Here is a 25,259-nt window from a genome sequence, read left to right on the forward strand (position 1 = left end):
GCAGCGCGGCGACCGAGTCGCTTGACCTCAAGTCGACTTCAAGGTCAAGACTGATCGACATGCCGAACAACACCGCAAGCTCCGGCCCGTCCACCGCCGCCCTCCCCCTGTCCGACGCCGAACTCGACGAGATCGCCCGCCGGTCGGCCGCCGGGGCGACGGTGGTCGGCCTCGGGGAGTCCACCCGCTTCTCCCGGGAGACCTTCGGGGTACGGGACCAGCTGTTCCGCCGTCTGGTCCGGGACCACGGCTTCCGCGCACTGGCCGTCCAGGACAGCGCGGGAGCCGGCCAGGCCCTCGACGCGTACGTGAACGGCGGCGCGGGCTCGGCCGCATCCGCCCTGGCCGCCGCCTGGCGGCCGTGGCACACCGCCGAGATGGCCACCGCCCTGGAGTGGATCCGGGACTTCAACCGGGAGCACCCGGCCGACCCGGTCCGGATCCTCGGGGTGAAGCCGGTCCAGGCCGGGCCCGCCGACTACGACGCCGTCCTGGCGCACGTGCGCGCGTCGGCGCCCGACCGGCTCGCGCAGCTGACCGCCCACCTGGAGCCCATCCGCACGGCCCACCGGATCGACGAGCACGTCCAACGGGCCCGGGGCCTCCACCCCGGCCGGCCGTTCGCCGAACACGCCCGCGACGCACTGGCGTTGGTCGAATCCCTGCCCGACACCAGCACCGACGCCGAGGACGCGGTCGCCAGGATGCGGCTGATCGTGGAGTTCCACGAGCACAGCGTCGCCGGCTGCGGCAACTACGCGGGCGAGGCCGAACTGTGGGCCGGGATCATCGCCGATTTCCAGCGCGACACCGGCCTGCGCGCCGTCTACTGGGACGGCATCGCGCACACCTCGGCGGCCGACACCCTGCTGGGCGCGGTCCCCGAGCGCGGCCCGCAGGCCACCGTCGGCAGCCTGCTCCGCGAGCGCCACGGCGCGCGGTACGTCTCCGTGGCGATCGGCTTCCACCACGGCGACCTGGGCGTCGCGGTCGTCCCCGACCCGGCCCCGGACCTGATCGACGCGAAGCTCGCCGAACCGGGCCTGCCCGCCCGCTGGTTGGACCTGCGCGAGGAGGAGGTCCGCCGCCAGTGGGACGGCCCGGCCAAGGCCCGGGTCATCAGCGGCGTCTACACCCCGGAACGCGACGCCGCCGAACACCTCGCCGTGGCCTCCCTCGCCGAGGCCTTCGACCTCCTCATCCACCTCCGCGAAGCGTCCCCGGTGCACTGGCTGCCGTGAACCGCCCGCGTCCGAGCCCTCTGCCCCGCCCGCCCGTCTCAGGCCACGGAGGCCCGCTGGGGATCGACGGGGTCGATCGCGTGCTCATCGAAACGGACTTCGAGTGCCTCGAGTCCCATCTCCCGACGGAAGTCCTTCTCCGCTGCGGTGATCGGCAACAGCCACAGGATCCGGGCATGGGCTCCGCCCTCCCACGTGCAGACCTCGAAGTCCGGTCCGAAGGGATACGGCAGGCTCACCAGGTAGTGGTCACAGTCGGAGTCATCGAGCCACGGCCGGCCGATGGGGACGGTGTGCCCGACGTCGAGTCGCTGATGCACCGGCCCGCAGTGGTAGTACGCGTTGACGGTGACGCTCTCCAGGTTGATCCATTCGTCGCGTGGTGCCGCGAGGAAGAACTCCGCGCCATGGCCGTCGTGCTGAGTCGCCTCCCAACAGCCCGACGTCACATACAGCCACCAGTCGCCCGGATACGCGGGATGGATCCGGAACACCCGGAACCCGGGCACACGGTCCTCGATGGGCCCGTCCACACCTGGGACCTCATCGATGACGCGACCAGGAAGCATCCGACTGAGGTGATCGAGAAGAGCAGTGCGTGCTGCGGTGTCCGGCATCCGATCATGATGCCCGAGGCCGCCGCGACCCATCAGCCGGGGTCCGTACCGGCTGACCACCCCATCTTCACCGGAGGCAGATGTCATGACTGTCGGATGATCGGTGGTTACGCAACCGTCCGTCCCGACCGCCACGTCCATCAGCACGATGGGTAAAGTGGCACGCTGGAACGGGTCTTGAACAGCGGTGACGCACAAGAGCCGGGCCGGCGGGGGTGGGACGCGGGGAACGGGAGACGTCGGGTGTCGGAGGATACGGGGACCGCCGGGGCGGAGGAGTTCGCGCGGCTGCTGACCGAGCTCAAGACGCGCTCGGGCCTGAGCTACGGGACGCTCGCCAAGCGGCTGCACACCAGCACCTCCACGCTGCACCGGTACTGCAACGGCACGGCGCTGCCGCACGAGTTCGCGTCGGCGGAGCGCTTCGCGCGGTTGTGCCGGGCGACTCCCGATGAGCTCATGGCACTCCACCGGAGCTGGATCCTGGCCGACGCGGCCCGGGGGCGCCGGACCGAGCGGGCCCCGGAGACCGCTCCGGCGGACCTCCCCGCGGCGGAGGCGGAGCCGGTGGTCGAGCCAGTGGTCGACGTGGTGCCGGCGGCGCCCGCACCGACGCGCCGGCGCCGTAACGCGCTGCTGGTATCCGCCACGGCCGTCGCCCTGTTGGCCGCCGTCCTGGTCATCGCGCGCCCCGGCTTCCAGGGCGGCGGGGACAAGGCGCAGGGCGACCAGCAGGCCGTCGGCGCGACGGCGACGGCAACGACGACGGACAGCACGGCCACGCCGGACGACACGGTCACGACGGCCACGCCGGAACCGCTGCCCAGCACCCCCGCTGCCGCCGTCGCCGTCGCCGGGACCACGCCCCCGAGCCCCGGCCCGACCGCCACGCCCACCCGGACCCCTACCTCGACCCCGTCCCCGACCGGCACCGGCCCCGCCCCGCTCACCGTCGGCACCCGCCCGTACGTCTACGCCGACCCGTGCAGCCAGCACTTCCTGGTGAACAGCGCACCCGCCCAGGTCGGCCCGCCCGCCCCCGAGCGCGACGCGCCGCGCTGGGCCGCCGCCTACGGCGCGGTCTCCTCGGGCGAGCAGCAGGTCGCCCTCACCGTCCAGGGCACCGGCACGGACACCGTCGTCCTCCTGGCGCTGCACGTGCGGGTCACCACCAAGGGCGCGCCGCTGGCCTGGAACGACTACTCGATGGGCGTCGGCTGCGGCGGCGCGGTGGACGCCCAGTCCTTCGACATCGACCTCGACCGGGGCAGTCCGGTGATCACCCCCAAGGGCGGCCAGCGCGACTTCCCGTACAAGGTCAGCAAGTCCGACCCGGAGGCCTTCTACGTCACCGCGCACACCAAGGCGCACGACGTCCGCTGGGACCTCACCCTGGACTGGTCCAGCGGCGACCGCCACGGCACCGTCCACATCGACAACGGCGGCACGCCCTTCCGCACCAGCGCCGACGTCAACCGCCCCGGCTACGACTACCCGCCGGGCAGCAGCGAGTGGAGCAAGCGCCAGGGCGGCTGAGCCCCACCGGGCCGGCCCGGCAAGGGGCGCGCGCCCGGCCCGGCCGGCGGGGTGTCGGGTGCCGGTGGGCCGGACGCGCGCCCGGTCGGAGGGGGCCTCGGATCAGACGGTGAGCAGGGTGGGGCTGGCGGCCTTGTCCGTGGGCAGGAAGTCGTCCGGGACGGGGTACTGGCCGAGCACGTAGTTCAGGATCGCGGCGTGCATGGCCTCGACCGGCGCGATGCTGGCCGCGGTGGCGATGCCGGCGGGGCTGGTGACGTTGTAGGTCGCGAAGAGGTACGTCTGGGCGGCCTGGTCCTCCAGCTCGAGGGCGAGCTTGGCGACGTCCCCGACCGAGGCGGCCTTGCCGAGCGCGGCCAGGGTGTCCGGCTGGTTGGACAGCGGCACGTCGGTGATCGCGGGCAGGCCGGCGCCGGTGAGGACGGCGTTCCAGGCCTTGGCGTGGTCGCTGTGCTGGGCCATCGCGGTGGTGACGAACGTCGCCACGGCCGGGGGCACGGTGCCGAGCTTGCCGGCCTTCGCGGCGTCCAGCGCGGCCTGGTAGGCGACGACGGCCTGGTTCTCCAGGGCGGTGGCCAGCGCGACGACCTTGAGGTCCCCGGTGTACTTCCCGGAGGCCGACGCCGAGCCGGGCATGGTGCCGGCCGGGCTGCTCGGCGCCGGGTCCTTGACGTTCTTGCTGCTGGAGCACGCGGCCAGGACGAGGGCGGCGGCGACCCCGCCCGCCCCGAGCAGGAACCGGCGCCGGCCCGCGTCGAGCTGTCCGGTGGCGCGCAGCTCCTCGGTCAGGTCGACCGCCGCGGCCCGCATGACCGGCAGGGTCGCCCGGTGGGCCTCTTCCATGTCCCTTGTCAGGCGGGCGAGTTCGGCCTCGCCGATGGCGGGCTCCCAGGTGCGGTCGGTGCTCACTTCACGGCCCCTTCGGTGATCGGGGAGGCGTTGTCGGTCTTGTAGAAGCCGTCGGGGAAGCCCACACTGCCCGCGGCCGCGGGCAGCTTCGCCGGGTCGACCGGGATGGTGATCAGATCGGCGGCGTTGCCCGCCAACAGCGCCTGCACGGCCAGCAGGACGGCGCGGTGCTGGGCCTCGACGGGGGCGACGGAGGCGAACAGCTGGCGCAGCTCGGCATTGCTGACCTGGCCGACGTTCTTGGTGTAGGTCTGGGCGGCGACGTCCTCCAGGGAGATGGCGAGCTTCACCACGTCCGCCGGGGTCTTGATGGTGGGCAACGTCTGGTCGACGACGGCCTTGTACTTCGGGTCCGGGTCGTTCTGCGCCTGCCCGCCGGCCGCGGTCGCGGCGGCGTTGAACGCCTTGGCGTGGGCCTGGTGCTGCTCGGTGGTCTTGGCGATGAACGCGGCCACCGTCGTGTTGCCGTCCTTGATGAACGGCAGCCCGGCCGCCGTCTGGTAGACGCTGACCGCGAGGTTCTCGAGGGACGCGGCGGTCTGCAGCGCCCTGATGTCGTCCGCCGACGCCGTGGCCGACGCGGAGGCCGACGGCGAAGCCGCCGCCGCCCGTGCGACACTCAGCACCCCGGCCCCGCCGGCCAGGGCCCCGAGGGTCGCTCCGCGCTGCCACCACCGGCGCCCGGGCTCGGCGCCCTCCCGGAAGTCGGTCAGCGCTCCGCGGGTGATCCGCAGCGCGTCGCTGTTCAAATCCTCTGACTGCTCGGTGAGTTCTTCCAGCAGCCGGGTGTCGATGTGCTCGCTGGCCATCATGTCCCGTCTCGGCCCTGCGGCCCGGCCGGATGCCGGACCGCTCTGCCCTGACGTTCGGCACGCTCACGCACCCGGCTTGGTCGGAACCCCCGAACGGCCCCCGAATTCACCCGTGGGGGTGAGGGCCCGAAAGGGGCCGGGTCTCCCCCGCGGATGCCGAGCGGGTCCGCCCCACACCGCCCCGCATCCCACCGCAAAGGCCTCCGCCAGGAGGAAGTCCTGGCGGAGGCCGGTTCACGCATGCGTTCGGACGGTATCCGCACTCGCCCGTACGGGCCCGATCAGCTGCGCCGGCGGCTGAGCCGCATGGCCCCCGCGCCGGCCGCGAGGAACGCCGCGGAGAGGCCGAGGAGGACCGGCGTCTTCGGGGCGCCGGTCTGGGCCAGCTCGCCGTGGTGGTGGTGTCCGGCGTGGTGCTCCTCGCCGCCACCCTGCCCGCCGTGGTGGGACGGCTTGTGCGGCCGCACTCCCACCTCCTCCGCAACGAACTTGATCTTGTTCAGGTTGTGCGCGGACTGCTGGTTGTTCTGGCTCTGCTGGTTGGAGAGGTTGTTGGCCTGCGAGGCCGACTGGTTGTTGAGCGCCGAGTTCTGGGCGCTGTTCTGCGCGGAGTTGTTCGAGTTGCTGGTGGCGCTGTTGTTGGCACTGTTGTTCAGGTTGTTGGCCACGGTGTTCTGCACCACGACGGTCACGTCGATGTGCTGGTCCTGACCCTGGCTCTGCTGGGTGTTCTGGTCCTGCCCCTGGTTCTGGTCCTGACCCTGGCCCTGGTTCTGCCCCTGGTCCTGGCCCTGGTTCTGACCCTGACCCTGGTCCTGCTGGTTGCTCTGGCCCTGACCCTGCTCCGAGCCGCCGCCGTGCTCGCCGTGCTCTCCGTGTTCGCCGTGTTCCCCGTGCTCGCCGTGCTCCCCATGTTCGCCGTGTTCGCCGTGCTCGCCGTGCTCGCCGTGCTCCCCATGTTCCCCATGTTCGCCGTGCTCGCCGTGCTCCCCGTGCTCCCCGTGCTCCCCGTGCCCGGCGGGGGCGCCGGGAACCTCGGGCAGGCAGATGCAGTCGCTGGGGCCGCCGGGGCCGGGGATGTGGCCGTGGGTCTCGTGGCCGGGGGCCTGCTCGCAGTGCTCGCCGCCGTCCGCCCAGGCGCCCTCGGGATGCGCCGACTCCGGCGCCTGCCCCATCGGCTGGCCCTGCTCCATCGGCTGGCCCTGCTCGCCGGGTCGGGTCGAGTCGTCCGGCTGGACCGAGCCCGGCTCCTGGCTCTCGGCCAGGAACCCCTCGAACTCGGGGCCGGCGTCGGCCCGGTGCGCCGGGCCGACGACCCGCATCGACTGGAGCTCGCTGCGACTGGTGCTGGTCCAGGCACCGTCCGACGAGACACCGTCCTCCTGGGCGAGCCGCAGAAGACTGTCGACCCATTCGCCCTGGGCCGCCGACGAGTCGAGGGTCACGCTGTGGTCGGTGGCGGGCGAGGCGTGGGCCACGCCGCCGGCGCCCCACACGAGGGCCGCCGAAGTCAGGCCCGACAGGACCAGGGTGGTGATTCGAGTTCGCATGACGCTCCTGGATGATCCGCAAAACGGATCTTCTGAATACGCGTCTCTACCACCCGGCGACGAGGCACGCCGCCGCGAGTTAACCGTCCCGGCCCAATGGATTGCTGAGAACGGGGGAATGCCGCCCGCCCGGTCCGCTCCGCCGCCCCCGCCGGTGTTCCCCGGCCGCAGCCGCGCCCGCACCCCCGCCGCCCTCCGTGACCGCGCGGGCTCCGTCGGTGACATGCAGGGAGGGCGATTTGCGGTGAACATCCCTTACATGAGGATCTCAATCCCGGCAGCGGTCCTGGCCGGCTGCACCACCGCCCTGCTCTTCCAGCCCACCGTCGCGGCCGCGGACAACGCGGCCGCCCCGGCACCGCGCACCTCCGCCGGAGGCGGCTCGGTCACCTCGGTGGCCCTCACCTCCGGCGGCGCCGTCGCGCCCCGCGCCACCCGTTCGTTCGAACTCCTCGGCGTGGTCTGGGACGGCTCCCCCAAGGCCCTCGCCGGCGGTTCCGTCCGCGTCCGCACCCGCGACGCCGCCACCGGCCGCTGGGGCGACTGGCACACCCTGGAGGCCGATTCCGTCGACGGCCCCGACTCCCTCCCGCACGGTGGCACCGCCCCGCTGTGGGCCGGGCGCAGCAACGGCGTCGCCGTCGACGTGCACCCCGGTCCGGCCGGCCTCCCGCACGGACTGCGGGTCGAACTGGTCGACCCCGGCCAGGGGGCGGCCTCCGTCGAGACCCAGCCCATGCCCGAGCGCCCGGCCGGGCCCGAGGCGCTCTCCGCGCCGCGCCCCGGCATCGTCACCCGGGCGGGGTGGGGCGCGGACGAGTCCATCCGTGAGCCGGGCTTCGTGTACACCGGCGCCGTCCGGGTGACCTTCCTCCACCACACCGCGACCGCCACCGACTACGCCTGCTCCGACGCGCCGAGGATCATCAGATCGATCTACCAGTACCACGTGCAGAGCAACGGCTGGCGGGACATCGGCTACAACTTCCTGGTCGACCACTGCGGCACCATCTACGAGGGCCGCGCCGGCGGCGTCGACCAGCCCGTGCTCGGCGCCCACACGCTCGGCTTCAACACCAACTCCTCCGGCATCGCCGCGATCGGGACGTTCAGCTCGGACAATCCGCCGCAGGAACTGCAGGACGGCCTCGCGAAGATCGCGGCCTGGAAGCTCGGCCTCACCGGCCGCCAGGCCGACGGAGTCTCCCAGCTCACCTCCGCCTCGGACTCCAGCCTCTACCCCAAGGGCACCACGGTCGACTTCGCCCCCATCTCCGGCCACCGCGACGGCTTCGCCACCGAGTGCCCCGGTGACGCCCTGTACCACCGGCTCCCCGCCATCCGCGACACGGCGGCCGCCCTCCAGAGGTGACGGGCCGGCGGTCCGTCGGCACACCGCGAGCGCCGCGTCGACGTCACGTGCCGCAGCCTCGGCCGCGGTGAGCGCCGTCCCGGCTACCCGTCGGCGGACCGCACCCGCTCCACCAGGAGAACGACCGCGTCACCCTCCCACTGCTCTCCCGCGAAGGCCGTCAGGTCCGAACAGAGCAGTTCCGCACGCTCCTCGGCACCGCCCGCCCGCCATCCGGCGGTTCCGGCGAGCCGGGCCAGGCGCTCCTCCAGCGGATAGCGCGCGCCCCCGCGCCCCCGGGCCTCGGCGACACCGTCCGAGCACACCACCAGGGTCTGCCCCGCGGTGAACGGCTCCCGGCGCACGTGCGGTTCGCCCAGCGCCAGTTCGGCCAGACCCACGGGCGGGCCAGCCCGGCACGCCACCGTCCGTACGCCGTCCTCGGAGGCGACCAGCGGCACCGGTGCGTGCCCGCAGGACAACAGCACCACGTCGGCCGCCCCGGAGAACTCCGCGAACACGGCCGTCATGAGCACCCCGGCCGCCACCGCCCCGGAGACGCACGCCTCCGCCCTCGCCGCCACCCCGGCCAGGGACGGCTCGTACTGCGCGGCCTCCCGGATCTCCCCGAGCACCCTGGCGATCAGCCGGGCCGCCGCCGGCCGTCCGCTCCCCCGCACGTCCCCCATCACCATCCGGACCCCGAACGGCGTCTCCACCACCTCGCACAGCACGCCCCGGTCCCGCCCGGGGCCGGCCGCCGACGCACACCGCACCGTGACCGCCAGATCCCCCATCCGGTCGGACGGCCGGGGCGCCCCGCGGCGCACCGGACCCACCATCGGCCCCGGCGCCCGGCGGCGTGCCGTCCGCAGCCACGCGACCGACCCGAGGAACACGGCGGCTGCCAGGCAGCCGACCGCCAGGCCCGTGAACGGCCCCCCGGAATCGACCGTGCAGCCGCGGCGCGGCTCCAGCACCGCCCGGACGGCGATCGACGCCGTACGGAGGACGAAGGCCGCCCACGGGACGGCCTGCGACACCGAGAGCTCCACCGTGGAGGCGATCACCGCCAGGGCCGCGGAATGCGAGGACCTGCTCAGCAGATCCGCTCCCGCGAGCATCACGAGTGCCGACACCGTCAGCACCAGGCCACGTGAGGGGGACGCCGGAATCGACATATCGCGACCCTAGGGGAACCGCGGATCCGATTCGCCTCCAGCGCGCAGACGACTCCGCGCCGAGTCGCCGATCCGGGAATTCCCGAGCCGTAATCCCCGCAGCTTTTCCCATGAAAAGACTTCTCTCGACATGGCGCCGGAAAGGATCTACGGGCCGACTCGGAAAGTTGGGGTGCGCTAGCCTATGCCGATATCTCCGACCCGATGGGATCTCACTGATGGCCGTCGAGAAATCATGGTTGACCCGCACCATGGAGCCGGGCTGCGGAACGGCCGTGAAGCGGTGCCAGTACAAGAGCCTCCCCTTGCGCGACTTCCCCCCGCTCGGTGTCGTCCGCCGCGCCCGGATCGCCCGCGAGGACCTGCGCGAGCGCCGGAACGGCCCTCCGGCGCCCGGTCGGCCCTCCCGCTACGCCGTGGGCGACTGGGTCCGGGTGAAGGACGAGGCGGCGGTCCGGGCCACCCTCGACGCCGAGGACCGCCACCGCGGCCTGTGGTTCACCCACAGCCAATGGTCGTTCTGCGGTGGCGTGTACCGGATCGAGCGCATCGTGCGGCGGATGGTGGACGACCACTACCGGATGCGCCGCCTGTCGGGCACCGTCGCCCTGGCCGGCGCCACCTGCCACGGTGCCGACGACTCCCAGGGCTGCGGACTGGACTGCGCCCTGCTGTTCCGCGACGAGTGGTTGGAGCCCTCCGCCGCGCCGATCCCCGCCCCCCGCCCGGCCGGCCTGTGGGCCACCGTGCGCAGCCTCGCGGAGATCAACGCCACCCTCGGGTCCGACAACTGCCTGGACGGGGTGCCCTTCCAGCCCGGCATGGAGCGCCACACCGGCACCCGCCACGGGGCCTTCGAGCTGCGCCACCGGTCGCTCGCCTGGTGGCAACAGCCCACCGGGGGACGCTGGTTCATCCTCCAGGGCCTGCGCTGCGACGGCGAGCCGCTCGCCACCGGCTGCGACCGTCAGTGCGCCCTGCTCTGGCACGAGTCATGGCTGCGGCTGGAACCCGCCACTGCCGACTCATGATGCACCGTCAAGTCGCTGACGTGACGGGCGGTGCCGGTTCGCGACACCGCCCGTCACCCGGCTCCGCCGGATCCACCGTCAGCGCTGCCAGCGGTGGCGCGCCAACTTCGCGGTCATCCGCAGCGACCCGTCCCGGTCGCCGATGTAACAGCGGGGGAGCGCGTACACCCCGCTGTGCGGGCCGGGGCTGACCGCGCACCCGTAGCCGTAGCCGGCCTGGGCCACCGCCTCCACGGCGGCGGCGTCGAGCGAACCGTAGGGGTAGCAGAACCCCTCCACCGCCTGGCCGGTGAGGTCCTCTAGCACCTGGCGGCTGCCGGCGACCTGAGCAGCCAGGTCCTGTGCCCCCAGGCCCGCCAGGCGGCGGTGCGTCAGCCCGTGCGAGCCGATCTCCAGCCCGGCGGCGACGGCTTCACGGACGTGCTGCGCCGTCATCAGCGGCTTGCGCGGGCCCTGCCCGTCCCAGTCGTTGTATCCGCCCAGCCGGTCGGCCACCACGTAGACCGTGGCGGTGAAGCCGTGCTCCACCAGCGCGGGCATAACCTCCTCGGCGAAGTCCCGGTACCCGTCGTCGAAGCTCAACCCGACCATCCCCCCGGCGGTGCCCTCCCGATGACACCGCAGCAGGGTGCCCACCGCCACCCCGCGCAGCCCCCAGGAGGACAACCAGCGCAGCTGGCGACGGAACCGCGCGGGGTCGACCGTGATCAGATAAGGATCCTCGCGCACGGTCGCCACGGAGTGGTACATCAGCGTCCACGGAAAACGGTCCGCAACGACGCCGGTCGCCTGCCCCGGGATGCTACGCGGTTGGATGAATCGCACGTTCTGCTCCTGCGTCTTTGCAGTGGCACCGCCCGCGCGGGCGGCTTTCAGGGAAACTGAATTCTGGCAGCGTCGGACCCGTCTTCCATTCGCGCCAGGCTTTTCCCCATCGGTTCACCCGAATGCCGGAACAGGTGAAGGACCCCTGCGCTCAGAGGCCGCGGGCGACGGTCGACAGCACGGCCTCGACCGCGGTGCGGAGCTCGGCTCCGGGCAGGCCCCGCAACGGGCCCTCGACCAGCAGGTCCGACAGGCCGTGGACCGCCGACCAGGCCGCGTACTCGGCGCCCGGGCGGCGGTCGGCCGGGAAGGCGCCGAGCCGGACCAGCTCGTCGAGGTGGGCGGACAGGATGGCGTACGGGTCCGCGCCTGGGCCCTCGCAGCTGGGCCCGTCGTGGCGGGCCTGGCCCTCCGGGGCGGCGGTACCGCAGAAAGCGGTGCGGAACCAGCCGGGCTCGGTCAGGGCGAAGTCGATGTACGCCCGGCCGATCGCGTCCAGCCGCGCCCGGGCCGCCGCCACCTCGTCGGGCAGGTCGACGGCCGCGGAGCGGGCGAGCATGAGCCGCCCCAGCTGCTCCATGCAGCGCGCCGCGACCGCCGCCAGCAGGTCCTCGTGGTTGGCGAAGTGCCGGTACGCGGCGTTGTGCGAGACGCCCGCCCGCCGGCTGACCGCGCGCAGGACGACGGCGGCGGGCCCGCCGGTCCTGGCGAGGTCGACCCCGCCGGCGACCAGGGCCTCCCGCAGGTTTCCGTGATGGTAGGCCCGGCTCGTGGCCACGATCCCGTCCCTCCCGTCCTTCCGGTGTTGACAGTGTCCACTTTGCGGTGGAATGCTGGCAGATGTCCAGATGTTCCCACTGTCAACATCAGCAGGGTCCACCCCCTCGGTCCAGCCCGCACCCGCTCCACCTGGTCGGAGGCAGCCATGCCCCACCGTCCCGCACCCCGGCGCTCCCTGGCCCTCGCGTCCGTCTGCCTCGCGGCCTTCGCGATCAACCTGGACACCACGATCGTCAACGTCGCCCTCCCGGACCTCGGCCGCCAGCTGAACGCCACCACCCGCGACCTCCAGTGGATCGTCGACGGCTACAACCTCGCCTTCGCCGCCCTCGTCCTGACCGCCGGTTCGCTCGGCGACCGGTTCGGGCGACGGCCCGCCCTCCTCACCGGGCTCGCCGGCTTCGCGCTCACCAGCACCCTGGGTGCCGTGACCGGGTCGTCCGGGGCGCTGATCGCCGTCCGCTTCGCCATGGGGGCCTGCGCGGCCGTCATCTTCCCCACCACCCTGTCCGTCATCACCAACGCCTTCCCCGACCGCCGCGAGCGCGCCAAGGCGGTCGGCCTGTGGGGCGCGGTCACCGGCCTCGGCGTCGCCGTCGGCCCGGTCGTCGGCGGGCTCCTGCTGGCCCACTTCGCCTGGCCCTCGGTGTTCCTCGCGCTCGTCCCGGTGGCACTGGTCGCCCTCGCCGCCACCTGGCTCTGGGTCCCGGAGTCCAAGGACCCGTCGAGCGCCCGGCTGGACCCCCCGGGCCTGCTCACCGCCTCGGCCGCCGTCGGCCTGCTGGTCTACACCGTCATCGAGGCGCCGAACCGGGGCTGGGACCAGCCCGCCACCCTCGCGGGCTTCGCGGCCTCCGCCGCCCTGGCCGCCCTCTTCGTGGTCATCGAACGCGGACGCAGCCACCCGATGGTGGACATCACCCTGTTCCGCACCCCGGCCTTCTCCGCCGCCAGCGGAGCGGTCACCGTCGCGTTCTTCGCGCTCTTCGGCTTCATCTTCCTGGTGACGCAGTACTTCCAGTTCATCCGCGGGTACGGCGCCCTCTCCACCGGCGTACGGATCCTGCCGGTCGCCCTCACCATCGCGCTCGGCTCGCTCGGCGGTGTCGCGCTCGCCACCAGGGCCGGGACCCGCGCGGTCGTCACCTCCGGGCTGCTGCTCCTCGGGACCGCCTTCGGCTGGATCGCCCTCTCCCCCGCCTTCCAGTCCTACGGGCTGATCGTCGGCCAGATGGTCCTGATCGGGTTCGGCCTCGGGCTGACCACCGCACCGGCCACCGAATCGATCCTCAGCGTCCTGCCGCCCGCCAAGGCCGGCGTCGGCTCGGCCGTCAACGACGCGACCCGCGAGACCGGCGGCACCCTCGGCGTCGCCGTCGTCGGCAGCGTCTTCACCTCCCTCTACGCCTCCCACCTCGCGACCACCGCCTTCGCCACCCTCCCGGCCGGCGCCCTCACCGCGGCCAAGGCCTCGGTGGCCGAGGCCCTGGGCACCGCGACGGCCTCGACCCCGAGCACCGCAGCGGCCCTGCGGGCGGCGGTCCAGAGCTCCTTCATGCACGGCTTCCACATCGCCTGCACCGTCGGCCTCGCCGTCTGCCTCCTCGGCGCCGCCCTCGCCCTGGCCCTCCCCGGCGCCCACCCCACCCCCGCCCCCGGGTCAGCGGCGCGGGCCCCCGTCCGCCTGGAACGCTGAGCCGGTGTCACGGCCGGGCCCTTGCCACAGCGCCGACAGCAGCCTCGTTCGACAGGAACGGCCCAGCCCGACGAACCGCAGAGAACCGGCTCGCCGGGGGGCGCCCAGCCCCTCGATCCGGGCCGAAGCCGGCCCGGATGACGGCGCAGTCGGGCCCGACGTGCTGTCCGAGGCTCCCGACGGGCCGCCGGAGATCCTCCGCGCAGAGCGGTGGGCCCGGGGCTGCGCGCCGTAGGAGTGCGAGCGGCGACCCGGGCGACGGGCCGTCGAACCGCAGGCCCCACGAGACGAGCCTCGCCCAGAGCGACCCTCCACCCGGCAAGGCCACACACGGCGAACCAGGCGACGGGCCATCGAACCGCAGGCCCCGCCCCACCGCACACGCGGGCACGGGCCTCGGCCAGGGCGGGTTCCACAGCATCCTGCGACCCCGGGCCGCGGCCTCGGGCGACCGGGGCGAGGACCACCCGGCGCGACCGGCCCCAGCCCCGACCAGACCGGCGGCACCGACCACCCGGCCGTCGAACTCGGCGCCCCACCGTCAGCCGGGCGCCGACGGCAGCGGCTGCGGCCGCGCGGGTGCCGGGCCGTCGCACGATCCGGCTCCCCGTGGCGGGCCGCCACGTCCGGTCGTTCTGGCCAGGGCGGGTTCCAAAGCATCCTGCGGCCGCGGGCGACCGGGGCGAGGACCACCCAGCACAGCCGGCCCCAGCCCCGACCAAAGCGGCGGCATCGACCACCCGGCCGTCGAGCTCGGCGCCCCGCCGTCGGCCGGGCGCCGACGTCGGCGGCTGCAGCCGCGCGGGTGCCGGGCCGTCGCACGATCCGGCTCCCCGCGGCGGGCCGCCACGTCCGGTGGTTCGGGTCAGGCGGGGCGCAGGAAGACCTCGTCGGTGTAGCACCAGGCCCAGTCCTCGCCGGGCTGGAGGGAGCGGGCGATGTGGTGTCCGCTGTTGGTGCGGGCGTGGTGGTGCGCGTGCTGCCCGGGCGAGCTGTCGCAGCAGCCGACGTGCCCGCAGCTCAGGCAGGCCCGCAGGTGCACCCAGGTGCTGCCGGTCCGCAGGCAGTCCTCGCAGCCGGGGGCCGTGTTCGCGGGGACCTCCCGGAGCCCGTCCAGGTGGCCGCAGGTCGGCTGGACGACGAGGCCCGGATCGACGGCGACACGCCATGCACGCCGGCTGTTCACGGCATACAGGCTACTGGGCCGCCCGGAGGAACGCCCGGCCCGGACGCGGGCGGTACGCGTCCGGGCCGGGCAGCCGGTGGTGAGGTCAGCAGCCGTCGAGGACGGCGGTGATCTTGTCGGCCATGGCGGCCTGGGCGGGGTTGGCGCCGGGGCGGGCGTGCTGGGCGGCCCGCATCGCGAGGGCGATGGTGGCGCGGAAGTTGTCGGTCTCCTCGGGGGCCTTGGCGGCCAGCAGGGCGAGGGAGCGGCGGATGGCGTCGAAGACCCGGTCGGCGAGGTCGGCGGTGGACTTGCCGTCGAGCTTCATGCCCTTGGGCTTCTCGGCGAGGACACGCCCGGTGAGGCCGGTGGCGGAACTGAGGGCCTTCCCGGCGGCCAGGCCCGCCTTGGTGGAGGAGATCGCGCCGGGGTCGGAGGCGGCCATCAGGCCGACGACGCCGTGGGCGGCGGTCTGGAGGGTGAGCTTGTCGTCGGCGGTCAGGACGGCGGTGGTGTCGGACATGAGGGTCTTCCTTCTCTGTGGGTTCGGGGTGGAGCGGGGGTCGGTCAGTGGGCGGTGGGGACGGGGTCGGCCGATTCCTCGTCCTCGGCGGCCTCGTGCTGGGCCAGGCGGCTGGCGGGCAGGAACAGGCCCGCGAGGGCGGCGAGGAGGTAGCCGGCGACGCAGACCAGGGCGCCGGCGAGGAGTGCGGTCCGCATGACGGTGGGGTCGTAGCCGTTGTGGGTCCGGCCGAAGAAGACGACGCCGGTGACCGCGACGCCGAGGGCCGCGCCGAACTGCTGGAAGGTGCTGTAGACGCCGGAGGCGGCGCCGGCGTCGCGGACGTCGACGGTCGCGAGGGCGAGGTCGACGAGCGGCACCACCAGGAAGCCGAGGCCCAGGCCCGCCAGGGCGAGCGGCCGGAGCAGGTCCCAGCCCGACAGGCCCGCGCCGTGGGCGTCGACGACGTGGCGCACCCAGAAGATGCCGCCGGCCTGCATCAGGGCGCCTGCGATGACCAGCGGCTTGCCGGCCTTCGCGGCGAGCGGCACCGAGACGGCCGAGCCGAGGAAGGCGCCCGCGGTGAACGGCAGGAGGGTGAGCCCGGAGGCCATGGCGGAGAAGTGCAGGCCGATCTGCAGGTAGAGGGCGAGGATCAGGAAGAAGCCGGCCATCGCGCCGGAGAAGCACAGCTGGACGACGCTGCCGGAGACGAAGCCCCGCTTGCCGAACAGGTGCATCGGCGCCAGCGGCGAGCCGTCCCGGCGCATCCGGCGCCGCTGGTTCACCACGAACACGCCCAGCACGACCGGGGCTGCGGCGAGCATGGCCAGGATCCGGGCGGGCCAGCCGGCCTCACGGCCCTCCACCAGCGGGAAGACGAGCAGGAACAGGCCCGTGGAGGCGAGCAGCAGGCCGGGGATGTCCAGGCGCAGCGGGTGGGCCGAGCGGGTGTCGGGCACCAGGCGCCAGGCGGCGAGCAGCAGGGCGAGGCCGACGGGGAGGTTGATCACGAAGATGCTGCGCCACCCGATGCCGAAGGCGTCGGCGGAAACGAGCCAGCCGCCGAGCAGGGGACCGGCGACGGCGGCCATGCCGGAGACGGCGCCGATGATGCCGAGGACCGCGGCGCGTTCCCTGGGCTTGTACAGGGCCTGCACGGAGGCGAGGACCTGGGGAACCATGAGGGCGGCGAAGGCGCCCTGGACGACGCGGGCGCCCACCAGGAGGTCGCCGCTCTGTGCCAGGGCCGCGGCGAGGGAGGCGGCGGTGAAGCCGGCGACCCCGGTCAGGAACACGCTCCGGCGGCCGACGATGTCGCCGAGCCGTCCGCCGGTGATCAGGACGATCGCGAACGCCAGGGTGTAGCCGCCGACCACCCATTCCAGCTGGCCGGGGGTGGCGTGGACGTCCTTCTGGATGGCGGGCAGGCCGACGTTGACGATCGTGGTGTCGAGCAGGTCCATGAAGGACGCGACGATCAGGACGAGCATCGCGAGGCCGCGGCGGCGGTGGACGGGTGGGGTGCCGGGGGAGGCGGCGGCGGGCGCCTGGGCGTCGGCGGGCATGGGTGTGCGCTGCTTGGACATGGCCTTCTTCGATCGGTTCGGAGGGGCGGGCTCGGGCCCGATGCGGAGTGAGCAGATCTGGTGCGGGACGCGTCGGCGGTGCCGGTGCCGCGTCCTGGGCGCCCTGGGCGCGGAAGCACGGCGGTGTCCTGGCCGGGGTGCGTGGCCGCACCGCCCAACATATTTCGTTCGGACGAAAGAAGCATAGCAAGTAGTTCGGCGTCGCGAAACAAGTAGTTCGGTGAAACGAAGCAGCTTGCTAGTCTTGGGGCATGACGACCACCGACCAGCCCTCGCGCGGCGAGCTCATCGCCCGGCTCAACGCGGCCGGGCGGGAGCTGAGTACGGCCGCGGTCATGTTCCACAGCGCGCTCGCGCAGCTGCACGGCCTCAGCAGCACCGAGGAGAAGGCCATCGACCTGCTGCAACGGTTCGGCCCGCTCACCGCGCGCGAACTGGGCGAGCACTCCGGGCTCGCCCCGGCCTCGGTCACCGGGCTGGTCGACCGGCTCCAGCGCAAGGGCTTCGCCCGGCGGATCCCCAACCCCGCCGACAAGCGCAGCGTGCTCATCGAGGCCCCCGAGGGCCCCGCCGAGGCCCTCGCGCCCCACTTCGAGCACTTCATGAGCGGCATGGAGGAGCTGTACGCGCGCTACAGCGACGCCGAACTCGCCACGATCACGGGCTTCCTGACCGCCGGCGCCGCCGTCCAGCACGAGGCGACCGCACGGCTGACCGCCGCCCTGCCGGGCTCCCGGCCGGGGGGCGGCGAGCCGGTCCTCACCCAGAGTCAGAAGCTGACCGTCCAGACCGCCGGCCACGGTGTCGTCGCCCTGATGGCCGCCGCCGATCCCGGGGCGTTCTCCTCCGCCCGCGCGGGCATGGCCGCCGGAAAGGCCCTCAGCTCCGCCACCGGCCTGACCGGACGCGTCCTGGCCGAGAAGCCCAAGCGCCTGAAGCTGGGCGGCCACTCGACCGCCGACCTGGCCGACCAGGTCTTCCCCGCCCTCACCGCCTCGGTCGCCCTGCTCGGGGACATCGACCCGGGCGAGGCCGAGAACTTCCGCTCCGCCATCCGAGTCGTGGTCGACGCCGCGATGCGGACCCGCAACCCCGCGAGCCCGGCCGCGATCGCCATGGCCGCCAAGATCGGCGACGCCCTCGACGGCGCCTGACGGCCCGCCGCAGCCGTACCCGAAGTTCGCCTCCGCTTTCCTGAGCGGGGCGCGCCGGGCCCGCGCCGTGCTCTCCACCCGCTCCATCCGGGGGTGGAGCCGGAAGCTCCACCCGCGCGCCTATGACACGGCGTCAAGCCGCCCGCCAGGCTTGGGCCGAGACCATGTCGCGGCCCCGGCCGGGGGCCGCGCGTGCGGAGTCGGAGGAGGCGCGGAACAGTGCACGTGCACAGGGTGAAGCGGTGGGCGGTGACGGCCGCGGCCACGCTGCTGGCGTTGCTCCCCGCCGGGTCGGCGGGGGCCCGAGGGGCCCAGGAGTCCCAGGGGTTGGAGGGGCGCGGGTGTCGGGCCGTGACCTCGCTGGGCCGGCTGGAGGGGGTGGCGCAGGACGGGCGCTGCGCCTTCCTCGGGGTGCCGTACGCGGCGGCGCCGACCGGGGCGAACCGGTTCCGGCCGCCGCAGCCCGCGGCGCCGTGGCGGGGCACGCTGCGGGCCGAGGAGGCCAAACCCGGCTGTCCGCAGGACCTGAGCGCGGGCGGGGACGGCGTCGAGGACTGCCTGCACCTGAACGTCTGGGCGCCGCGCACCAGTGGCGGGCACAAGCCCGTCATGGTGTTCCTGCACGGCGGCGCGTTCCAACTTGACTCCGCCGAGGAGGCGGTGTTCGACGGCGGACGGCTGGCGGTGCGCGGCGACACGGTGGTGGTGAACCTGGACTACCGGCTCGGCATCCTGGGCTGGACGGAGCTCGGGGCGCTCGATCCGGCCTACGCGGGCTCGGGCAACAACGGCCTGCGGGACGAACTGGCCGCCCTGGAGTGGGTGCACCGGCACATCGCGGCCTTCGGCGGGGATCCCGCGGACATCACCGTGTTCGGGCAGTCGGCGGGCGCCGTCTCGATCAGCGCGATGCTGGCCGAGGACCACCCGGAGCGGCTGTTCCGGCGGGCCGTCGTCCAGAGCGGCCCGGGCTACCTGGTGCACACCGCGGCCGCCGCACGGCGCACCGCCGAGCACGTCTTCGCGACCGGGGGGATCCACACCGTCGCGGACCTCGACCGGCTGACCACCCGCCAGGTCCTGGAACTCCAGGAGCACGCCCAGGGCGGGCTGTCGGGGCCGTCCGCCGCCGTCTTCTTCGGGCCCTGGATCGACGGCTCGCTGATCCCCGGCCCGGTGGTCGAGCGGGTCACGGCCGGCAGCGCGCGCCACGTCGACGTGATGACCGGCAGTACGGAGAACGAGACCGACTTCTGGGCGCTGTTCAACCCGTCCGTACTGGACCTCCCGCTGAGCGCCTACCGGACCTTCCCCGCCGTACTCGCCGACCGCAAGCAGCGGATGTACGACCACTACGCGGCGAACCGCCCCGGCCTGGCCGAGGGCCGGGTGGTCAACGCGATGCTCACGGACCAGACCGAGCGGGTGCCCACCCTGCGCCTGGCCGAGGCGCAGTCCCGCTGGCGGCCCACCTACGTCTACCAGTTCGACTGGCACGTGCCGTACGTCGCCGGACTGCCGGCCGCACAGAACCTGGGGGCCGCGCACACCCTGGAACTGCCCTTCCTCTTCGGCGGACTGGACCTCCACCGGTTCCCGCGCGGCGCCCGGACCGTGGCCGAGCAGGGGCCCGCGCTCACCCGGCTGTCCGACCGGATGATGGGGGCCTGGACCGACTTCGCCCGGGGCGGCGCGCCGGGCTGGCCGCGCTACACCCCCGACTCCCGGGCGACCCGGATCTGGGACCTCGAACCGAGCGTCCGGTACGCGCCGCGCGACGACGAGCGCGCACTCTGGGACGACTACGGCTTCGCGGACTTGGACCTCTAGAGGGGCCGCCGGACTGCGGACTCGCCCACCTGCCGGCCACGTCGGAGATCCTCGGCCGCTGGTCCGGCCCGCTGAGCACGGCCGTCACCACCCGGGAGGTAGCCGAGGGTGGCGTCCAGGAAGTCCCGCCAGGCGGCCTGCACCCGGGCGGCGTTGGCGTCGTCCTCGGCGGCGAGCAGGTCCAGCAGCAGCCCGCGCAGCACGGCGAGCACCACCGTGGCGTTCGCCCCGGTGCCGTCGAGCACCCGGGCCAGCGGCGGGAGCCATTCGTCCAATGAGGCGGTGCCGAAGTCCCGCCAGGGTTCGGCGTGCCCGAAGGCGCGGACGTAGCCCTCGAAGAACAGCCGCAGCGCGCCCCGGTGTTCGGGGTCCGCCACCCAGGCCCAGAGCAGTTCGAGGGTCTCCCGGGCGCTGCCGCCCGCCTCCTCGGAGCGTTCCAGCAGGGCCAGTTGCTCGGCCCGGCCGACCGCCAGCACGTCCCGGACCAGCTGCTCCTTCGAGCCGAAGAGGTAGAGCAGCACGCGCGGGCTGGTGCCGATCTCGGCCGCGAGCGGGCGCAGCGAGAGGTCGGACACGTTGTGCTCGGCGACGTAGCGGACGGTCGCGGCGAGGAGGTCCTCGCGGCGCATCGACGGGCGGCGCGGCGCGCGGCTGGAAGGTGCGTTGGCTGGGGTGGACACGTGGTCTATCGTTCCACTGAAACGAGTGTTTCACCAGAAGGGGATGCAGCCATGGCCAGCACCGCACCTGGAGTCGTGACCGTCCGCGAGGCCGACCGCCCCGGGGACCTGGGCGCCGTCGCCGCCCTGCACGGTGTCCTCTACACCCGCGAGTACGGCATGGACGCCACCATGGAGGCCTATGTCGCCGCCGGCATGGCCGAGTTGGCCCTGGCCCGGGCCGTCGAGGGCACCCCGGCGCCCGGTCGGCTGTGGGTCGCCGAGCTGGACGGCCGGGTGGTCGGCGCCACCGGTCTGGTCCGGGCCGAGGAGCGCCCGGGCTGGGGCCAGCTGCGCTGGGTGATCCTCGACCCGGTCGCCCGCGGCCGCGGCCTGGGCCGCCGGATGCTGGACCTCGCCCTGGCCGAGGCCCGCGCCCGCGGGTACGCGGGCGTGCTGCTCTGGACGATCACCGGGCTCGACGCCGCCCACCACCTGTACGCGGAGGCCGGTTTCGAACTGACCGTCTCCCGCCCGGCCCGCAAGTTCGGGCTCGACACCGTCGAGCAGCGGATGGACCTGCGGCTCTGAACGGCCCGCCGCCCGGCCCGCCGCTACCGGGCCGACTCGCGGGCCCGGGCCCAACGTTCGCAGCGGCGGCCCACCGGGCGGGGCGGATCACCGATCGCGAGCAGGAGGTCCAGCAGCTCGTCGGGCGCCTCGGACACCACCTCGTGCCCGGCGGGCAGCTCGTGCACGGTCCAGCCGGGATCCCCGGCGAGCCGCTCGCGGAGCGCGGCGGACGGCGACTCCCCGGATTCCCCGGACTCCGTCAGGTGGATGTAGTCCCGCTGCCGCACCCGGTCCTGATGGCCGGTGAGCCGGATCCGCTGGAGCTGGGAGGCCAGCGGGTGGCCGGTGATCCGGGGGTCGGCCCGGAGCGCGGCCGGCGGGGCCACCGTGTGGCCGTCCGCCCCGACCCCGGCGAGGATCCGCCGCTGCCGGGCTTCGGGGCTCAGGCTCCAGGCCGAGTCGCCGTCGGCGGGCACGAAGGCGTCCAGGTAGACCAGGGTGTCGACCCGTTCCGGCACCCGGTCGGCCGCCCCGGTGACGGGCATCCCGCCGTAGCCGTGCCCCACCAGCACCGCGTCCTCGATCCGTTCCGCCTCCAGGAGGGACACCACGTCCTGGACGTGGGTGTCCAGGTTCACGGCCGCACTCGAGAGATGGCGCCGGGAGCCGAGCCCGGTCAGGGTCAGCGGGTGGACCTCATGGCCGTACCGGCGCAGTTCACCGGTGAGCGGCTGGTACCACCAGCCGCCGCGGAACGAGCCGGGGACGAGAACGAACGTGGTCATGGCGGTTCCTCCGAGGGTCCTGGGCGGCTGCCGGGGCGCCGGGCCGCACCGCGGCCCCGACGTGGGCGGTCGATCATCGCGCCGCCCGTCGAACGCTAGGACCGGTCGGGGCGCGGGTCGACTGGCCCGAGGCGCCAACAGGGGGACAGCTCGCGCCAGGCCGCCGGGGGTCGAGCGCCCCGGTCAGCCGTGCTCGGCGGTGGCCGTCAGCGGGACCGCCGACTTCCGGTAGGTGTCCGGGGTGTGGCCGGTCCAGCGCTGGAACGCCCGGCGCAGGGCCCGCGGGTCGGCGTAGCCGAGGCGGGCGGCGATCGACTGGACCGGGAGCCGGGTGTCCCGCAGCAGCCGGGCGGCCTGTTCGTGGCGGACCGCGTCGATCTCCTCGCGCCAGGTGGTGCCGCGGTCGCTGAGCCGGCGCTGCAGGGTCCGCGGGCTCACCGCGAGCCGGCCGGCCACCCGCTCCAGGGAGAGCAGGTCGTCGGCGAGGGCCTCGGCCAGGGCGGCCCGGAAGGTGTCGCGCCAGTCGGGGACGGGTCGGGCCGCGGCCAGGCCCATCTCGACGTAGCGCCGCATGATGCGGGCCAGCTCCGGGTCCGCGGTGGCGGTCTCCTGCCCGGCGTCGAGCAGGACGATCGCGTTGGTGGGCTGGTCGAAGTCGATGCGGGCGGTGCCGAAGGCGTCGATCAGGTCGCGGTGCCGCCGTGGTGCCGGGTGGGCGAACGCCACCCTGACCGGTCCGGCCGAGGCGCCGCCGGCCTCCCGCATCCGCTGCAGGAAGGTGGCCAGGGCGAAGACGCTGATCTCCCGGTCCACGCCGTCCTGGAACGGCAGCCCGTGGTAGTGCAGGGTGAGGTGCCGGCCGTCCTCCACCACGTCGAGCGAGACCGCCGGGTCGGTCAGCGCGGTGATCCAACGGGCTCCCTCCCGCAGGCCGTCGGCCAGCGTGGGGGCGGTGGTGACCAGGTAGTCCCAGGCGTGCAGGCTGCCCAGCGGGACGTCCCCGGCGACCACCAGGCCGGCCCCGTCGCCGCTCCGGGCGAAGATCAGCTCCCAGATCCGGTTGATCGCGGCGGTGGGGACCCGCAGCAGGTCGTCGGCGAGCGCGGCCGGTTCCAGCCCGGTGGCCAGCGCGATCTCCTGCGGGGTTATCCCCAGGCGGAGCGCGCTGTTGCGGACGAGCCGCACCAGGTGGGCGGGAACCGTGTCTCTGTGCACAGCGCGCGATTCTAATGGCACGCCAGAAATCAAGGCCCGGGCACCCGTCGGTCGCGAAGTGTCCCCCTCCTGGCGCGAACGGTCCCCGCTGGCGCCGATGGTCCCCCCGGTGGCGCGTCCGGGCTCCCCCCGGGCCTCCGCGCCGCGCCTACGGTCGAAACCGGGGGGCCGGTCGGTTCCCCGCCGTTCCCGAGGAAGGACCAGCCCCGCCATGACCGACCTGAAGATCCTCGCCATCTCCGGCAGCCTGCGCGCGAACTCCCACAACACCGCCCTGCTGCACGCCGCCCGCAAGCTCGACCCTGGCGGCCTGGAGATCGAGGTGTACGACCGGCTGCGGGAGATCCCGCCCTACGACTTCGACCTGGACACCCCCGGGGCCCGGCCCGCCGTCGTGCAGGAGCTGCGCGACCGCATCACCGCGGCCGACGGACTGCTGATCGCCACACCGGAGTTCAACTACTCCGTCCCCGGCGTGCTGAAGAACGCGATCGACTGGGTCAGCACCGACTGGACCAAGTCCGAGGGCCTGCCGCTCCAGCGGAAGCCGACCGCGATCCTCGGCGCCGCCCCGACCAACTTCGGTTCGGTCCGGGCGCAGCTGGCGCTGCGGCAGGTGTTCGTCTGGACGCACACCGACGTGGTGGTCAAGCCCGAGGTCATCGTCTTCCGTTCGCACGAGCGCTTCGACGACGCGGGCAACCTCGTCGACGAGGGCACCGTCGCGCTCCTCCAGGACCTCCTCGGGGCGCTCAAGCACAAGATCACCGCCGCCCGCCCCCAGGGCTGACCCGCCCGGCCCGCCTCCCGGCCCTCCGGCCAGTCCACTGACCGGCCGCTCTGGACGGACGCGCCTGGAACGGGCCTCCGGCTGGACGGTTGTCATGTCTGGCGGAACCGCCGGGCGGGCATACCGCAGGCATCCGGTTACGGGCCCGGCCGCGACTCCCCCACGAGTGCGACCGGGCCCCGGCCGGCGACCGGGCCTGGGCGTGACTCCCCCCACGGAGCAGCGGCCGGGCCCGATTACTGTTCACTCGGCGACACGCAGCGTACATGTCATCTCTACCCAGCGCTACCTCGCCGTCGACCGGGATCGAACCCCCGGAGTCTTACCGAAGCGTGACACGACGTCCGGAACGGGCGGCCGCCGCGCCGCCTGGCGGTAGCGTCGCCGGTCATGAGGATTCTGGTCACCGGCGGCGCCGGGTTCATCGGTTCGGCGGTCGTACGGTCCCTGGTGGCGGCGGGCCACGAGGTCCGCGTCCTGGACGCGCTGCTGCCCGCCGTCCACCCCTCCGGCGCGGCGCCCGCGCTCCCGGACGGCGTCGAGTTCCGGCACGGGGACGTCCGGGACCGGGCGGCGGTCGAGGAGGCGCTGGCCGGAGTGGACGCGGTCTGCCACCAGGCGGCCATGGTCGGCCTCGGCCTGGACTTCGACGACGCCCCCGCCTACGCGGGCTGCAACGACCTGGGCACCGCCGTGCTGCTCGCCGCGATGGCCCGCGCCGGGGTGCGCCGCCTGGTCCTCGGCGGGTCGATGGTGGTCTACGGGGAGGGCCGCTACCGCTGCCCGGAGCACGGGGACGTCTCCCCGGGCCCTCGGCACCCCGGCACTCTCGACGCCGGGCGCTTCGAACCGCCGTGCCCGGAGTGCGGCGCCGAACTGCGCCCCGGCCTGGTCGCCGAGGACGCGCCGGCCGACCCGCGCAACGTGTACGCGGCCACCAAGCTCGCCCAGGAGCACCTGGCCGGCGCCTGGGCGCGCGCCTGCGGAGGCCGGCTCCTGACGCTGCGCTACCACAACGTGTACGGCCCGGGGATGCCGCGCGACACCCCGTACGCCGGGGTGGCCTCACTGTTCCGCTCGGCGCTGGCCCGGGGCGAGGCGCCGCTGGTGTTCGAGGACGGCGGGCAGCGCCGGGACTTCGTCCACGTCCGGGACGTCGCGGCGGCCAACCTCGCCGCACTCAGCGCCGTCGGCGACCGTGCCCCGGGCAGCATCCGGGCGTACAACGTGGGCAGCGGCGAGGTCCGGACGGTCGGGGAGATGGCCGGGGCGCTGGCCGCCGCCCACGGCGGGCCGACGCCGGTGGTGACCGGCCGCTACCGGCTCGGGGACGTCCGGCACATCACCGCGGACTCCTCGCGGCTGCGCGCGGAGCTCGGCTGGCGGGCCCGGGTGGGCTTCGCCGACGGCATGGTGGAGTTCGCGGCGGCGGCGCAGCGCGCCTGACCGAGCTGGTGCGTACCGGCCC

Annotated in this window: 23 protein-coding genes; 10 read left to right on the plus strand and 13 right to left on the minus strand. The window is 74.1% G+C overall.

The window, feature by feature from the left end; genetic code table 11:
• Positions 1 to 59 precede the first annotated feature (59 nt).
• Positions 60 to 1,241 carry an erythromycin esterase family protein gene (locus tag ACFVXG_RS02300; RefSeq protein WP_387923442.1) on the plus strand — a complete coding sequence of 394 codons (1,182 nt, stop codon included), beginning with the start codon at positions 60 to 62 and terminating at the stop codon, positions 1,239 to 1,241.
• A gap of 38 nt (positions 1,242 to 1,279) precedes the next feature.
• On the opposite strand, the gene ACFVXG_RS02305 is transcribed toward ACFVXG_RS02300, so the two are convergent.
• Entirely contained in the window at positions 1,280 to 1,999 is a 720-nt protein-coding gene (locus ACFVXG_RS02305) for a suppressor of fused domain protein (RefSeq protein ID WP_387923866.1), read from the minus strand.
• Between the two features lie 102 nt (positions 2,000 to 2,101).
• Here ACFVXG_RS02305 and ACFVXG_RS02310 point away from each other — a divergent pair, with 102 nt between their 5' ends.
• Positions 2,102 to 3,394 (plus strand): helix-turn-helix domain-containing protein, encoded by a 1,293-nt coding sequence (locus ACFVXG_RS02310; RefSeq protein ID WP_387923444.1) that lies wholly within the window; start codon positions 2,102 to 2,104, stop codon positions 3,392 to 3,394.
• Between the two features lie 102 nt (positions 3,395 to 3,496).
• On the opposite strand, the gene ACFVXG_RS02315 is transcribed toward ACFVXG_RS02310, so the two are convergent.
• The 3 genes from ACFVXG_RS02315 to ACFVXG_RS02325 form a co-directional block, all read right to left on the minus strand.
• A complete protein-coding gene (locus tag ACFVXG_RS02315) occupies positions 3,497 to 4,303 on the minus strand; it encodes a ferritin-like domain-containing protein (RefSeq protein WP_387923446.1) in 807 nt (268 codons plus the stop codon).
• Positions 4,300 to 5,112 (minus strand): ferritin-like domain-containing protein, encoded by an 813-nt coding sequence (locus tag ACFVXG_RS02320; protein WP_387923448.1) that lies wholly within the window; start codon positions 5,110 to 5,112, stop codon positions 4,300 to 4,302. The genes ACFVXG_RS02315 and ACFVXG_RS02320 overlap by 4 nt, the downstream gene beginning before the upstream one ends.
• 284 nt (positions 5,113 to 5,396) lie before the next feature.
• Complete coding sequence (locus tag ACFVXG_RS02325) at positions 5,397 to 6,665, minus strand: hypothetical protein (protein WP_387923450.1); 1,269 nt, start codon at positions 6,663 to 6,665, stop codon at positions 5,397 to 5,399.
• A 259-nt stretch (positions 6,666 to 6,924) separates the two neighbouring features.
• Here ACFVXG_RS02325 and ACFVXG_RS02330 point away from each other — a divergent pair, with 259 nt between their 5' ends.
• On the plus strand, positions 6,925 to 8,037 hold the full coding sequence (locus ACFVXG_RS02330) for a peptidoglycan recognition protein (RefSeq protein WP_387923452.1): 1,113 nt from the start codon (positions 6,925 to 6,927) through the stop codon (positions 8,035 to 8,037).
• An 83-nt stretch (positions 8,038 to 8,120) separates the two neighbouring features.
• Here the strand turns inward: ACFVXG_RS02330 and ACFVXG_RS02335 are convergent, their stop codons facing one another.
• A complete protein-coding gene (locus ACFVXG_RS02335) occupies positions 8,121 to 9,197 on the minus strand; it encodes a PP2C family protein-serine/threonine phosphatase (RefSeq protein WP_387923454.1) in 1,077 nt (358 codons plus the stop codon).
• 239 nt (positions 9,198 to 9,436) lie between these two features.
• On the opposite strand from ACFVXG_RS02335, the gene ACFVXG_RS02340 reads away from it, so the two are divergent.
• Positions 9,437 to 10,228, plus strand: a complete 792-nt coding sequence (locus tag ACFVXG_RS02340; RefSeq protein ID WP_387923456.1) for a hypothetical protein — start codon at positions 9,437 to 9,439, stop codon at positions 10,226 to 10,228.
• Positions 10,229 to 10,306: 78 nt separating this feature from the next.
• On the opposite strand, the gene ACFVXG_RS02345 is transcribed toward ACFVXG_RS02340, so the two are convergent.
• Both ACFVXG_RS02345 and ACFVXG_RS02350 read right to left on the minus strand, forming a co-directional pair.
• On the minus strand, positions 10,307 to 10,978 hold the full coding sequence (locus ACFVXG_RS02345) for a polysaccharide deacetylase family protein (RefSeq protein WP_387923458.1): 672 nt from the start codon (positions 10,976 to 10,978) through the stop codon (positions 10,307 to 10,309).
• A 226-nt stretch (positions 10,979 to 11,204) separates the two neighbouring features.
• Positions 11,205 to 11,831: a TetR/AcrR family transcriptional regulator gene (locus tag ACFVXG_RS02350; protein WP_387923460.1), complete on the minus strand. Its 627-nt coding sequence runs from the start codon at positions 11,829 to 11,831 to the stop codon at positions 11,205 to 11,207.
• A 147-nt stretch (positions 11,832 to 11,978) separates the two neighbouring features.
• Here ACFVXG_RS02350 and ACFVXG_RS02355 point away from each other — a divergent pair, with 147 nt between their 5' ends.
• Positions 11,979 to 13,529: an MFS transporter gene (locus ACFVXG_RS02355; protein ID WP_387923462.1), complete on the plus strand. Its 1,551-nt coding sequence runs from the start codon at positions 11,979 to 11,981 to the stop codon at positions 13,527 to 13,529.
• An 865-nt stretch (positions 13,530 to 14,394) separates the two neighbouring features.
• Here the strand turns inward: ACFVXG_RS02355 and ACFVXG_RS02360 are convergent.
• The 3 genes from ACFVXG_RS02360 to ACFVXG_RS02370 form a co-directional block, all read right to left on the minus strand.
• Complete coding sequence (locus ACFVXG_RS02360; RefSeq protein ID WP_387923868.1) at positions 14,395 to 14,646, minus strand: UBP-type zinc finger domain-containing protein; 252 nt, start codon at positions 14,644 to 14,646, stop codon at positions 14,395 to 14,397.
• A gap of 154 nt (positions 14,647 to 14,800) precedes the next feature.
• Entirely contained in the window at positions 14,801 to 15,217 is a 417-nt protein-coding gene (locus ACFVXG_RS02365) for a hypothetical protein (protein ID WP_387923464.1), read from the minus strand.
• 44 nt (positions 15,218 to 15,261) lie between these two features.
• Positions 15,262 to 16,785, minus strand: coding sequence for an MFS transporter (locus ACFVXG_RS02370; RefSeq protein WP_387923466.1), 1,524 nt, complete (start codon positions 16,783 to 16,785; stop codon positions 15,262 to 15,264).
• A 251-nt stretch (positions 16,786 to 17,036) separates the two neighbouring features.
• Here ACFVXG_RS02370 and ACFVXG_RS02375 point away from each other — a divergent pair, with 251 nt between their 5' ends.
• Together ACFVXG_RS02375 and ACFVXG_RS02380 are read left to right on the plus strand one after the other, a co-directional pair.
• Positions 17,037 to 17,939 carry a MarR family winged helix-turn-helix transcriptional regulator gene (locus tag ACFVXG_RS02375; protein WP_387923468.1) on the plus strand — a complete coding sequence of 301 codons (903 nt, stop codon included), beginning with the start codon at positions 17,037 to 17,039 and terminating at the stop codon, positions 17,937 to 17,939.
• Positions 17,940 to 18,290: 351 nt separating this feature from the next.
• Positions 18,291 to 19,769 (plus strand): carboxylesterase/lipase family protein, encoded by a 1,479-nt coding sequence (locus ACFVXG_RS02380; RefSeq protein WP_387923470.1) that lies wholly within the window; start codon positions 18,291 to 18,293, stop codon positions 19,767 to 19,769.
• On the opposite strand, the gene ACFVXG_RS02385 is transcribed toward ACFVXG_RS02380, so the two are convergent.
• The gene (locus tag ACFVXG_RS02385) at positions 19,766 to 20,449 is read right to left on the minus strand and encodes a TetR/AcrR family transcriptional regulator (protein ID WP_387923471.1); all 684 of its coding nucleotides are present in this window, start codon (positions 20,447 to 20,449) and stop codon (positions 19,766 to 19,768) included. The two genes, ACFVXG_RS02380 and ACFVXG_RS02385, sit on opposite strands and share 4 nt — an antisense overlap.
• Positions 20,450 to 20,500: 51 nt before the next feature.
• Here ACFVXG_RS02385 and ACFVXG_RS02390 point away from each other — a divergent pair, with 51 nt between their 5' ends.
• A complete protein-coding gene (locus ACFVXG_RS02390; RefSeq protein WP_387923473.1) occupies positions 20,501 to 21,019 on the plus strand; it encodes a GNAT family N-acetyltransferase in 519 nt (172 codons plus the stop codon).
• 23 nt (positions 21,020 to 21,042) lie between these two features.
• On the opposite strand, the gene ACFVXG_RS02395 is transcribed toward ACFVXG_RS02390, so the two are convergent.
• A complete protein-coding gene (locus tag ACFVXG_RS02395) occupies positions 21,043 to 21,786 on the minus strand; it encodes an alpha/beta fold hydrolase (protein ID WP_387923474.1) in 744 nt (247 codons plus the stop codon).
• A 183-nt stretch (positions 21,787 to 21,969) separates the two neighbouring features.
• The gene (locus tag ACFVXG_RS02400) at positions 21,970 to 23,001 is read right to left on the minus strand and encodes an AraC family transcriptional regulator ligand-binding domain-containing protein (RefSeq protein ID WP_387923476.1); all 1,032 of its coding nucleotides are present in this window, start codon (positions 22,999 to 23,001) and stop codon (positions 21,970 to 21,972) included.
• A gap of 211 nt (positions 23,002 to 23,212) precedes the next feature.
• On the opposite strand from ACFVXG_RS02400, the gene ACFVXG_RS02405 reads away from it, so the two are divergent.
• Both ACFVXG_RS02405 and ACFVXG_RS02410 read left to right on the plus strand, forming a co-directional pair.
• Positions 23,213 to 23,791, plus strand: a complete 579-nt coding sequence (locus tag ACFVXG_RS02405) for an NADPH-dependent FMN reductase (RefSeq protein WP_387923478.1) — start codon at positions 23,213 to 23,215, stop codon at positions 23,789 to 23,791.
• Between the two features lie 390 nt (positions 23,792 to 24,181).
• Positions 24,182 to 25,237 carry an NAD-dependent epimerase/dehydratase family protein gene (locus ACFVXG_RS02410; protein ID WP_387923480.1) on the plus strand — a complete coding sequence of 352 codons (1,056 nt, stop codon included), beginning with the start codon at positions 24,182 to 24,184 and terminating at the stop codon, positions 25,235 to 25,237.
• Positions 25,238 to 25,259 lie beyond the last annotated feature (22 nt).

Source organism: Kitasatospora sp. NPDC058162 (genome assembly GCF_042884005.1).
GTDB lineage: Bacteria > Actinomycetota > Actinomycetes > Streptomycetales > Streptomycetaceae > Kitasatospora.

Excerpts from the sequence above, each read along its gene's own strand:
- ACFVXG_RS02345 (WP_387923458.1), bottom strand. The coding sequence starts at position 10,978 with ATGTACCACTCCGTGGCGACCGTGCGCGAGGATCCTTATCTGATCACG.
- ACFVXG_RS02365 (WP_387923464.1), bottom strand. The coding sequence starts at position 15,217 with ATGTCCGACACCACCGCCGTCCTGACCGCCGACGACAAGCTCACCCTC.
- ACFVXG_RS02405 (WP_387923478.1), top strand. The coding sequence starts at position 23,213 with ATGACCGACCTGAAGATCCTCGCCATCTCCGGCAGCCTGCGCGCGAAC.
- ACFVXG_RS02375 (WP_387923468.1), top strand. The coding sequence starts at position 17,037 with ATGACGACCACCGACCAGCCCTCGCGCGGCGAGCTCATCGCCCGGCTC.
- ACFVXG_RS02320 (WP_387923448.1), bottom strand. The coding sequence starts at position 5,112 with ATGGCCAGCGAGCACATCGACACCCGGCTGCTGGAAGAACTCACCGAG.
- ACFVXG_RS02395 (WP_387923474.1), bottom strand. The coding sequence starts at position 21,786 with ATGACCACGTTCGTTCTCGTCCCCGGCTCGTTCCGCGGCGGCTGGTGG.
- ACFVXG_RS02325 (WP_387923450.1), bottom strand. The coding sequence starts at position 6,665 with ATGCGAACTCGAATCACCACCCTGGTCCTGTCGGGCCTGACTTCGGCG.
- ACFVXG_RS02390 (WP_387923473.1), top strand. The coding sequence starts at position 20,501 with ATGGCCAGCACCGCACCTGGAGTCGTGACCGTCCGCGAGGCCGACCGC.
- ACFVXG_RS02355 (WP_387923462.1), top strand. The coding sequence starts at position 11,979 with ATGCCCCACCGTCCCGCACCCCGGCGCTCCCTGGCCCTCGCGTCCGTC.
- ACFVXG_RS02300 (WP_387923442.1), top strand. The coding sequence starts at position 60 with ATGCCGAACAACACCGCAAGCTCCGGCCCGTCCACCGCCGCCCTCCCC.
- ACFVXG_RS02305 (WP_387923866.1), bottom strand. The coding sequence starts at position 1,999 with ATGGACGTGGCGGTCGGGACGGACGGTTGCGTAACCACCGATCATCCG.
- ACFVXG_RS02410 (WP_387923480.1), top strand. The coding sequence starts at position 24,182 with ATGAGGATTCTGGTCACCGGCGGCGCCGGGTTCATCGGTTCGGCGGTC.
- ACFVXG_RS02370 (WP_387923466.1), bottom strand. The coding sequence starts at position 16,785 with ATGTCCAAGCAGCGCACACCCATGCCCGCCGACGCCCAGGCGCCCGCC.
- ACFVXG_RS02335 (WP_387923454.1), bottom strand. The coding sequence starts at position 9,197 with ATGTCGATTCCGGCGTCCCCCTCACGTGGCCTGGTGCTGACGGTGTCG.
- ACFVXG_RS02330 (WP_387923452.1), top strand. The coding sequence starts at position 6,925 with ATGAGGATCTCAATCCCGGCAGCGGTCCTGGCCGGCTGCACCACCGCC.